Genomic DNA, 9,237 nt, shown 5'->3' with positions numbered 1-9,237 from the left:
GTGCGCAGGCATGAGTTGACCGATGAGCAGTGGCAGGTCGTGGCGGCGTTGCTGCCGGCCTCGGGAGCGAAGGGCCGCCCGCGGGTCGATGACCGGCGGGTGGTCAACGGCATGCTGTACAAGGCCAAGACCGGGATCGCCTGGCGGGACCTGCCCGAGCGGTACGGGCCGTGGAAGACCGTCTACAACCGGTTCTGGCGTTGGTCACGCAACGGCACCTTGTCACTGTTGGTGGCGCGGGTGCGGGTGATCGCCGACGCCGTCGCCGAACTCGACCGAGAGGTGTCGGTGGACTCCTCGATCGTGCGCGCCCATCAGCACGCCGCCGGCGCCCGCCGCGACCGGGTGGTCCACATCGGCGGGGACCGGGTTCTACCCCGAAACGGACGGCGAGCCCGCTGACCACGCGATCGGTCGTTCTCGTGGTGGGCCGACGACGAAGATCCACCTGGCTTGCGACGGATTGGGGCGGCCGTTGTCGATCGTGTTGACCGGCGGCAACGTCAACGACTGCACCGTGTTCACCCGCGTGCTGGCTGGTATCCGCATGCCACGCCCCGGTCGCGGACGACCCTGGACGAGGCCGCGGCGAGTACTGGCCGACAAGGGCTACTCCTCACGGGCGATCCGGCAGTATCTGCGTCGGCGTCAGATCGCCGCGACGATTCCCGAACGCGCCGATCAACAGGCCCACCGGCGTCGCCGCGGCCAAGCCGGTGGCCGCCCACCGACGTTCGACCCGCTGGCCTACCGCCGCCGCAACGTCGTCGAACGTTGCTTCAACCGGCTCAAACAGTATCGAGCCATCGCCACCCGCTACGACAAGACCGCACTGTCCTACCGCGGCATGCTCGACCTGGCCACCCTGCTCATATGGCTTTGAGGACACTTCCTAGGGGTGCCAGCGATCCATTCACGGGCTAGTGCCGCGTCCAGGAAAGTTGATGCTGTAACCAGCCACCCGTGGTGGCGGGTTGATCGCGAAGCTGATGTGCGTGTCGGAATCGCTTGTGCGGCAAGTGATCCACGACCCCTGCCGCTGGTCGAATGCGGATATTGCGCAATGGATCGATTCCAGCGAGGCTTGCGCCCGTACGTCACACGCCTATGGGGGTCGAATGAGTTGGGGTAAGCCGCTGGTGATCGAGGCCGCCATCAATGGGTCGACGTCGAAGGAGGTCAATCCCAACGTGCCGCGTACGGTCGAGGAGATCGTCGCGACGACTCTCGCCTGTGTCGACGCGGGCGCAACCATCGTGCACAACCACAACGACGAGCCGAACTTCGGTGAGCCGAGCGTGCATTCGGCCGATCCCTACGAAGCGGCGTGGAGCCAAATCTGGGAGACCCGACCCGGTTTGCTGATGCACCCCACAACATCGGGTGAGCGCACGTCCGTGGTCGCCGATCGTTTCTCGCACATCGAAGAGCTCCATCGGCGCGGCTCCCTGACCATGACCACCGCAGATGCGGGTTGCCTGTCGCTTGCTTTCGGCGGTCCCGAAGGACCGATGGCCTTACCCGTCTTCGGCAACTCCGCTGCCGACGTCGACCAGGTGTTCGGGTGGTGCCGTGAGGCCGACCTGCCGCTTCACGTGTCGATCTTCGAGCCCGGCTTCCTCAGACTCACCCTCGCGCACCACAAGGCGGGGCGGCTGCCGAAGCGGACGAAGATCCAGTTGTATTTCGGCGGACAAGCGGCACTATTCGGCCTACCGCCGACGCAGACCGGCCTGAATGCCTACGTCGAGATGATCAGCGACGTGGGACTTCCCTGGATGGTCGGGGTGCCGTGGGGGGACGTACTCGGATCAGGGCTCGCCGAGGCAGCCCTGCGAGCGGGCGGCCACGTCCGAGTCGGTCTCGAGGATTATGCCGGACAAGGACAGCCAACCAACGAGGAGCTGGTGGCACAGGCGGCTGACCTCGGCGCGCAGCATAGGCGCCCTCCGGCCGGCGTGGACGATGTCATGGCCGCTCTTTGGGGCTAGTGTATTTGGTAGTCGTAGTGCGCGGAAGCATGCCGGATGATCGGATGAATATTCTCGGCCAGCTCGGGGCACTCGGCATCCAGGCGGGAGCACCAGTGACCGCGACACCGAGCGCAGCATTATCGACTTGCATTGGATGATGGACCGATTCGCGCCGCGCCCGGTGGTCCCGTGTTCGATGTGCGGCGGATCCGCAGGACCGTCCGCTCATCCGCATAGCAGAATGTCCTGAGCAACAGCAGATCTCGGCCTCGGACTACTACGGTGCAGCACAGTGGGCCCGCGCGCCCAGCGGCATGATCGTCGGTGTAGGCGTCGACATCGTCGGCACGGACGGGCCTGCGTGAGCGATGGCGGTGTCCTCACCTTTCCGTAGCCTGGACGGGTGGGAACTGTGGATTCCGGCCGCGAGCCTGATGTGGGGTGGGATTTCGCAGGTCCGGCCGATGCCGTGCCGCTGGGTGCCGCGATCATCGGTTATCGCGACGCGGGTGGCGCGGGGTTGGATCTTCGGGTTGCCGGGACAGCGGCGATCACCGTGGTGATCGAATTCGGGGATCGCGGGCTGATCGTCGACGATGCTGTCGGGCGGCGGACCCTCGGTGGCTTCGTTGTCGGGCTTCCCGTGGAGGCCATGCGTGTTCGTGGCGAGCGGGCAGAGTGCATCGAGGTTCGCTTGTCGCCGATACAGGCGTATTCGCTGTTGGGTGTTTCCCCAACTGATTTGGGCCGGGGCGTGGTCGCTCTGGAAGACCTGTGGGGATCGTGGGCTCGGCGACTGCGTGAGCAACTCGCGTCCACCCGGACCTGGGACGAACGTTTCGCCGTGACGAAATCGTTTCTGGCGCAATGTGAAAGGCCGATGCGGACGCCTGACCCGGAGGTGCTCGCCGGCTGGAATCGCATACTCACCTCCCGTGGCCAGGTGAAGATCGGTGAGCTCGCCGAATCCCTCGGATGGAGCCCCAAGCGGCTGTGGGCGCGGTTCGAGTCCCAGATCGGCCTGACACCCAAGCGGGCGGCGATGCTGGTCCGGTTCCGGTACGCGGTCGACGGTCTGCTGGCGGGGCGGCCCGCCGCCGACGTCGCGGTGGACTGCGGATACACCGATCAGGCTCATCTGTGCCGAGACGTGTCGATATTCGCCAACCGCACGCCGGGGGCACTGAGGGCGCACTATCTGCCCACCATCGCCCAGCAGAGGCACCGGGCCTGGGGAAGTTTTTTCCAATACCGGGCGGGAGCGGTCGGTCGATAGTGGTGCCGTGACCAGCACATTCGATCCCGAGAAGCTACAGACAGCACTGGAGACCGTTCATCGCGCCGGCATGCCCGGAGTTTTCGCCGAGGTGCGCGACGACGACCAAGTCTGGCGTGGCGCCGCCGGAGTCGCCGATGTCGCCACCGGCCGCCCCGTCACGGCCGATATGCGACACCGTGTCGGCAGCATCACCAAGACGTTCACCGCCGCCGCTGTGTTGCAGCTGGTCGACGATGGTGAAATCGAGCTCGACACGCCCATCGGCCACTACCTGCCGCGGCTGGTTCCCGGCGAACGAGGCGCGGCGATCACGGTCCGGATGTTGATCGACCACACCAGCGGCCTCGCCGAATACCTCCCGCATGCCTACCCGTCCCTCGCAGCCTTCCCCGCCCTGGCGAAAACGACACCGACCAGCCTGGATGACAGCCGGTTCACCAGGTTTCACGCGATCGAGCTGATCGAGATGGGGGTCTCTGCGCCCGCTACCGGGACCCCGGGTGGCACACCCGGGGTGTACTCGAACACCAATTATCTGCTCCTGTGCCAACTCCTGGAGTCGATTACCGGTACCTCGGCGGAGAAATACATCACCCGCAACATCATCGAGCGCGCCGGGCTGCGGGACACCGAGCTCCCGGCCGGACCGCATATCAACGGACCGCACTCACTGCACTACGAGGCGTGGTTCGGCATGATCGACCCGCCGCGCGACTACAGCGTCTACGACATGTCGTGGGTGGGGCCGGCGGCTTCGCTGATATCGACCGTCGCGGACCTGAACCGCTTCTTCGGCCTGCTGCTGGCCGGCGAAATCATCAGTCGAGCGTCGCTGGCGCAGATGCAACGTACCGTTCCGGTCATCTCCTTCGAGGGAAAGACACTCGACTACGGTCTGGGCCTGCAGAAGATGACGGTGCCCGGTCACGGCATCTACTGGGGCCATGAGGGTTCGGTCTGGGGCGGCGGCGCGATGTCCATGACCAGCGCTGACGGCAGACGGCAAATGTCCATCGCGGTCAACCTGCAGCGATGGAACCAACTCGACCCCTCGGGGAAACCGCAGCCCCATCCCATCGACGACGCACTTCGGGCTCTCACCCAACTGGCGCTGTGTGGTTGATGCACCAGAGTTCGCCCAGGGACGGGATCTCTGCGGGCTGGAACAGTCGCCGTTGCCGCCGGATCAGCGGTGAAGCTGAGATCTTCTGAGCTGTAACGGCTTTCGGACCTGGCCGTTGAGATCATCAACAGCATCGTTTCCAGATGTTACAGTGATTTCACTAACGCAACTACTGTGGTAACAACGGCTGTTGGTGACCCGACAAACCGGGCGTGACTCTCAATCGCAAACAGCTACAACAGTTTTCGGTCCGTGTCGGTGTCATCGCAGCGGTGGCCGCTGCCGGAGTGGTCGGGCTCGCAGCGCCATCTACCGCCATTCCGCACGACCCAGGCTTTCCGTTCTCGCCGACCCTGACGCGCCTGGTTCCGACCAGCTGCTCGGCGATCATCGACGCGGTCACCGTGCAGCAGGAGAAGCCTGGCACGTTCGGCGTGCGGGTGAAGGTCACCCAGACCGGGGACAGCTGCTCGGACTGGAAGGTCGCCGTGCGCTTCAAGAACCTGGATACCGGGTACGCGGACGGGCAGCAGCACCGCGTCGTGAACGGTGTCGTCCAGAACATGGTGGACGGCGTGATCGTCGGTTTCGGCACGGCGCCGGGCCTCGGCCGGGTGGAGGCTCGGATCGTCGCGCTGGACTCGAACGACAGGGAGATGGAGCAGATCTCGGGTACGGCGACGTTCACACTGAGCTGAGCGCGGGTGCCGTGTCCAGCGATCGGACGGTCGCGGTCGGCGCCTTCGACCGCACGGCACGCACGACGTCGGCGATCGACCGCCGTACCCGGTCCAAGTCCGCCCCGTTCTGCTCAGGAACCCAGTGCGTTGAGCGCGCGGTCCACGTCTGTCTCGTCGTTGTAGAGGTGGAACGCGAAACGCAGTGAGCCCGCCCGGGCCGAGGCGATCACGCCCGCCTCCTCCAGCTGCGGTGCGAGTTCGCCCGCGCCAGGAACCACGACGATCGCCGAACGCCCTGGCACCGGCTCTCGGCCGAGTTCGGCGAGACCGGCGCGGAAGCGGTCGGCCAGATCGAGATTGTGCGCGTTGATCTTCTCGACGGTCAGCTCCTCGATCAGGCCGAGACCGGCCGACGCGGCGACGACGCCCAGCCAGTCCGGGGTCGCGTCGAAGCGGCGGGTGGTGACCGGCAGGGCGCGCGGATCGTAGAGCTCGGTCCAGCGGTCCTCGGCGGCGTACCAGCTCGGCCCGATCGGGCGCAGTGCGGCGGCAGCCTCGGACGCTGCGGCGAAGAACGCCACGCTGCGCGCGCCGATCAGCCATTTGAAGGTCGCGCAGACCCAGTAGTCGGCGTCGGCGAAGCGCAGCGGCAGCCAGCCCGCCGCCTGGGTGGCGTCGACCAGCAGCCGGGCGCCGTTGGCCGCGGTGGCGGCGCGCAGCTCGGCCAAATCGGTGATACGCCCATCGGCGGACTGCACGACGCTCACGGCCACCAACGCGGTCTCCGGCCGCACCTGCGCGGCCAGCTCCGCCAGCGGAACCACCCGCACCGCCAGATCGCCGCGATGCACGAAAGGCATGGACACCGAGGCGAATTCGCCCGCCGCGAGCAGCACCTCCGCGCCGGGCGGCAGCGCGGCCGCCACCGGACCCACCAGACCGGCGACGCCGCTGCCGAGCGCAATGTGATCGGGGTGCGCGCCGGTCAGCAGCCTCGCGAACGCAGCACGCAGCTCCGGCACCATCGAATCGTGAGTCATCGGGCCGCCCCTTCCCGCCGCCCAGCGGGCGTTGACCTCGGCCTTCGCGGTCAGCGCCCGTTTCGAGGGCAGTCCGTAGGAGGCGGTGTTGAGATAGGCGGTCTCGGAACGGAATTCATCGGGCGCTAGCGAGGACATGCCTTGCAGCATGCGACCTCGGTGACCATTCGTACAGCGCCAGCGGCCCGAAAGTGGACCGATCTCGGCCGGACTCGGGACTCAGTTCGTGAATGCTCCCGCGCCGGGCGCCGCGCCGATGCCGATCGGCGATCCGCTCGGTCGCAGTGTCGCCGCGTCGAGGGAGATCACCGAACTCGGCCTGCTGCTCGCCCGCACCAGGGGCTGGAGCAGCGAGGTCGCGTCGAAGCCCGCGATCGGCGCGATGACCGGACCGGCCTGGGGGCCGAGACTGCCCACGTAGAGCTTGGCGCCGTCGGCGGTGAAGCCGACCGAGACCGGCGCGTCCACCGGAACCGAGCTCGTCACGCGGTCGGCCGCCACGTCGACCACCTGGACGGCGTTCGCGCCCGGGGTGGCCACCACGAGCCGATCCCCGTCGGGGCTGAACGCGCCCGACACCGGTGCGCTGCCGGGCGGCAGCGGGATGGCGCCGAGCCGCCGCCAGGACACCGTGTCGATCACCGAGACGTTGTCGCCCAGCGCGTTCATCGCGTAGAGCTTGTGACCGTCGGGGGAGACCGCGGCGAACGCGGGCACCGAGCCGTCGATCTGAATGCGTTCGCCGAGTTGGAATCCCGACTCGGGGTCGAACACGGCGGCGGTCGAGTCGGCGAACACGGCGTAGAGGCGTTCACCGTCGGGAGAGATGGCGGCGGCGAGCGCCAGCGACGGCAGCGGCATCGAGCGGACCAGCGTGTTGGACGTCGTACTGAGCACGTCGATGGACGGGCGGGCGGTGACCACGTAGACCAGGTCCCGGACCGGATCGGTGATCGGTCGCGTCATGCCGTCCGTCCCGCTGATCGGAATGCGGGTGGTAACGCTGTCGGTGGCGCGGTCGATGACAACAATGTCGTCGGCGCCGACGAACGGTGGATTGAACGCCTGGACATAGAGATGGCGTCCGTCCCGGGAGGCCGTCACCGCGGATGCCTGCGGTCCGACTCCCTCGACCCGGCTGACGATCTGGTCGGTCGCGGTGTCGACCACGACCACCGCGCCCTCGCCCGCCACCGGGATGTAGGCCAGCGGCCCGGTATCGGCGGCCCCGGCGGTCGGCGCGAGCAGCGACAGGGCGACCGCGGCGAGCGCCAACGCGCGCGACGATCGCCGCCGGAACCGGTTTGCCATCGTAGGACCTTTCTGGTGGGTATCCGAACGGACTATTCCGCGTAATCGCCGTCGCCGCAAGCGGTTGCCCCGCTACCGGGACGTATTGCGGTGGCGGGGGCTCGTTTTCCGTGCCGATTCTTCGCGCGGCCGAACCGTTCAGACCTTGTCGGCCCACATGTTGCTGAGCAGCCGGTGGCTCGGCGTATCGGCGAGCGATCGGCTGGATTCGTAGATCCGCCGATAGCTGGTCTCGGTGATGCGCCACCGCCCGTCGGCGTCGCGCCGGTACCGGTCGTCGTAGTACCCGGCGCCGCGGATCAGCACGCCGTACTCGGTGGCGATGACGGTGTCCTCGAAGGCCCACGACCCGGTCGCGGTGTCGCCGTCGACGGTGATCTCCGGATGGTTGGCGATGTGCACCGTGAGAATGCCGGGGCCGAGATTCTGGCGCATGAAATCGGTGATGGCGGCGCGGCCGTCGAGCGCGAGCGGTTCGCCCAGCGCGTGCGTGCCGTAGCGTCCGACCGCGTCGACGGCGAGCGTGTCGGCGAACTCCGCCCAGAGCTTGAGATCGAGGGTTCGGAAGTAGCGGTACTTCAGCTGGCGCACGGCTTCGATGGCGGCGAGATCCATGCGCTCAGCCTGGCACGAGGCGGCGCGCTCGACAAGAACGTGTTCTCATTTTATGTCGTCCGGGTGCAGCGGCGCGGGCGAATGGGTACTCGACGAGCGGGTGTGGAGCGCCCCTCCGCGCCGCCGTGCACATACCCGTCACGAGGAGGAACCGTGACCGAGACGCCCGTGCCCGCCGACCGCCCCGCCGAGCCGTCCGTCGACCAGCGGCATGCCTTGCAGACCGCCGCCGCCCGGCTGGCGAACGAGTTCGAGGGCGTCGCCCCCGAGACCGCCATCGAACAGTTCCTGCAAGCCGCCTACGACCACATGGCCGACCACGCCACCTTCGACCACTTCCTTCCCCTCCTCGCCGAGCGCTACACGCGTGAGTGGCTGCACGCCTTGGCCGAAGCCGAAACCTCGGCGTAGGTCCGTCGATGCCGCGGCTGTCGACGAAATCGACATACCCGTCGTGCCCGGCGACGCGGGCGGCCGAACCGATCAGGAATCGAGAAGCGCTGGTCACCGCGCCGCAATTAGCGTTGTCGCCATGAACATCACCACTGATCAGACCGCCATCGACTACGTCATCCTCGAGGTGTCCGACCCCACGGCTGCCGCGGCCTTCTACGACGCCGCGTTCGGTCTCGGCGACAAGGTGCGCGTCCGCGCCTCGGAGGCGCCGACGACCGGCTTTCGAGGCTTCATCCTGTCGCTCGTGGTGTCGCAGCCGAGCACCGTCGACAGCTTCATCGGCACCGCCATCGAGGCGGGCGCGACGACGCTGAAGCCGGCCAAGAAGAGCTTCTGGGGATACGGCGGCGTCATTCAGGCCCCGGACGGGGCGATCTGGAAGATCGCGACGTCGGCGAAGAAGGACACCGGGCCTGCCATCCGGGAGATCGACGATCTCGTGGTGCTCCTCGGGGTCGACAACGTCAAGGCGACCAAGCAGTTCTACGTCGACCGCGGCCTGGCCGTGGGAAAGAGCTTCGGCAGCAAGTACGTCGAGTTCGACACCCCGCCGTCTTCGGTCAAGCTGGCGCTCTACGGACGCCGTGCCGCGGCCAAGGACGCCGGCGTCAAGCCGGAGGGCGCCGGGTCGCATCGGGTCGTCATCGGCGGCGGTTTCGGGGCCTTCGCCGACCCGGACGGGTTCGAGTGGGAGGCCACCCCGGCTTGAGCCGGCGAGTCCGGCGCCTCGACCCGGGCGTATCCCGGCGCAGCTCAGCGC

General features: G+C 67.5%; 9 protein-coding genes and 1 pseudogene. 7 read left to right on the top strand and 3 right to left on the bottom strand.

Going from position 1 to position 9,237, the window contains the following annotated elements; genetic code table 11:
• The 5 genes and pseudogenes from AC3ERS_RS35795 to AC3ERS_RS35775 form a co-directional block, all read left to right on the top strand.
• Nucleotides 1-883: pseudogene (locus AC3ERS_RS35795) on the top strand (IS5 family transposase); the annotation flags it as partial.
• 91 nt (nucleotides 884-974) lie between these two features.
• Nucleotides 975-1,991 carry a beta-keto acid cleavage family enzyme gene (locus AC3ERS_RS35790; RefSeq protein WP_431972591.1) on the top strand — a complete coding sequence of 339 codons (1,017 nt, stop codon included), beginning with the start codon at nucleotides 975-977 and terminating at the stop codon, nucleotides 1,989-1,991.
• A gap of 385 nt (nucleotides 1,992-2,376) precedes the next feature.
• Nucleotides 2,377-3,249, top strand: coding sequence for a helix-turn-helix domain-containing protein (locus tag AC3ERS_RS35785; protein WP_431972590.1), 873 nt, complete (start codon nucleotides 2,377-2,379; stop codon nucleotides 3,247-3,249).
• A 7-nt stretch (nucleotides 3,250-3,256) separates the two neighbouring features.
• Nucleotides 3,257-4,375, top strand: a complete 1,119-nt coding sequence (locus AC3ERS_RS35780) for a serine hydrolase domain-containing protein (RefSeq protein WP_431972589.1) — start codon at nucleotides 3,257-3,259, stop codon at nucleotides 4,373-4,375.
• Nucleotides 4,376-4,647: 272 nt separating this feature from the next.
• Nucleotides 4,648-5,073: a hypothetical protein gene (locus tag AC3ERS_RS35775; protein WP_431972588.1), complete on the top strand. Its 426-nt coding sequence runs from the start codon at nucleotides 4,648-4,650 to the stop codon at nucleotides 5,071-5,073.
• Nucleotides 5,074-5,186: 113 nt separating this feature from the next.
• Here AC3ERS_RS35775 and AC3ERS_RS35770 read toward each other — a convergent pair whose 3' ends face one another.
• The 3 genes from AC3ERS_RS35770 to AC3ERS_RS35760 form a co-directional block, all read right to left on the bottom strand.
• Entirely contained in the window at nucleotides 5,187-6,233 is a 1,047-nt protein-coding gene (locus tag AC3ERS_RS35770) for an aminotransferase class V-fold PLP-dependent enzyme (RefSeq protein ID WP_431972587.1), read from the bottom strand.
• Between the two features lie 81 nt (nucleotides 6,234-6,314).
• A complete protein-coding gene (locus AC3ERS_RS35765) occupies nucleotides 6,315-7,406 on the bottom strand; it encodes a YncE family protein (RefSeq protein ID WP_431972586.1) in 1,092 nt (363 codons plus the stop codon).
• 138 nt (nucleotides 7,407-7,544) lie between these two features.
• Nucleotides 7,545-8,021, bottom strand: a complete 477-nt coding sequence (locus AC3ERS_RS35760) for a nuclear transport factor 2 family protein (protein WP_431972585.1) — start codon at nucleotides 8,019-8,021, stop codon at nucleotides 7,545-7,547.
• Nucleotides 8,022-8,174: 153 nt separating this feature from the next.
• Between AC3ERS_RS35760 and AC3ERS_RS35755 the strand changes: the two genes are divergently transcribed.
• Both AC3ERS_RS35755 and AC3ERS_RS35750 read left to right on the top strand, forming a co-directional pair.
• On the top strand, nucleotides 8,175-8,432 hold the full coding sequence (locus AC3ERS_RS35755; RefSeq protein ID WP_431972584.1) for a three-helix bundle dimerization domain-containing protein: 258 nt from the start codon (nucleotides 8,175-8,177) through the stop codon (nucleotides 8,430-8,432).
• Between the two features lie 121 nt (nucleotides 8,433-8,553).
• Entirely contained in the window at nucleotides 8,554-9,186 is a 633-nt protein-coding gene (locus AC3ERS_RS35750) for a VOC family protein (protein ID WP_431972583.1), read from the top strand.
• Nucleotides 9,187-9,237 lie beyond the last annotated feature (51 nt).

The organism is Nocardia sp. bgisy134, from assembly GCF_057708325.1.
Note: the sequence above shows the minus strand (reverse complement) of the source record. Positions and strands in the feature narration are given on the sequence as shown.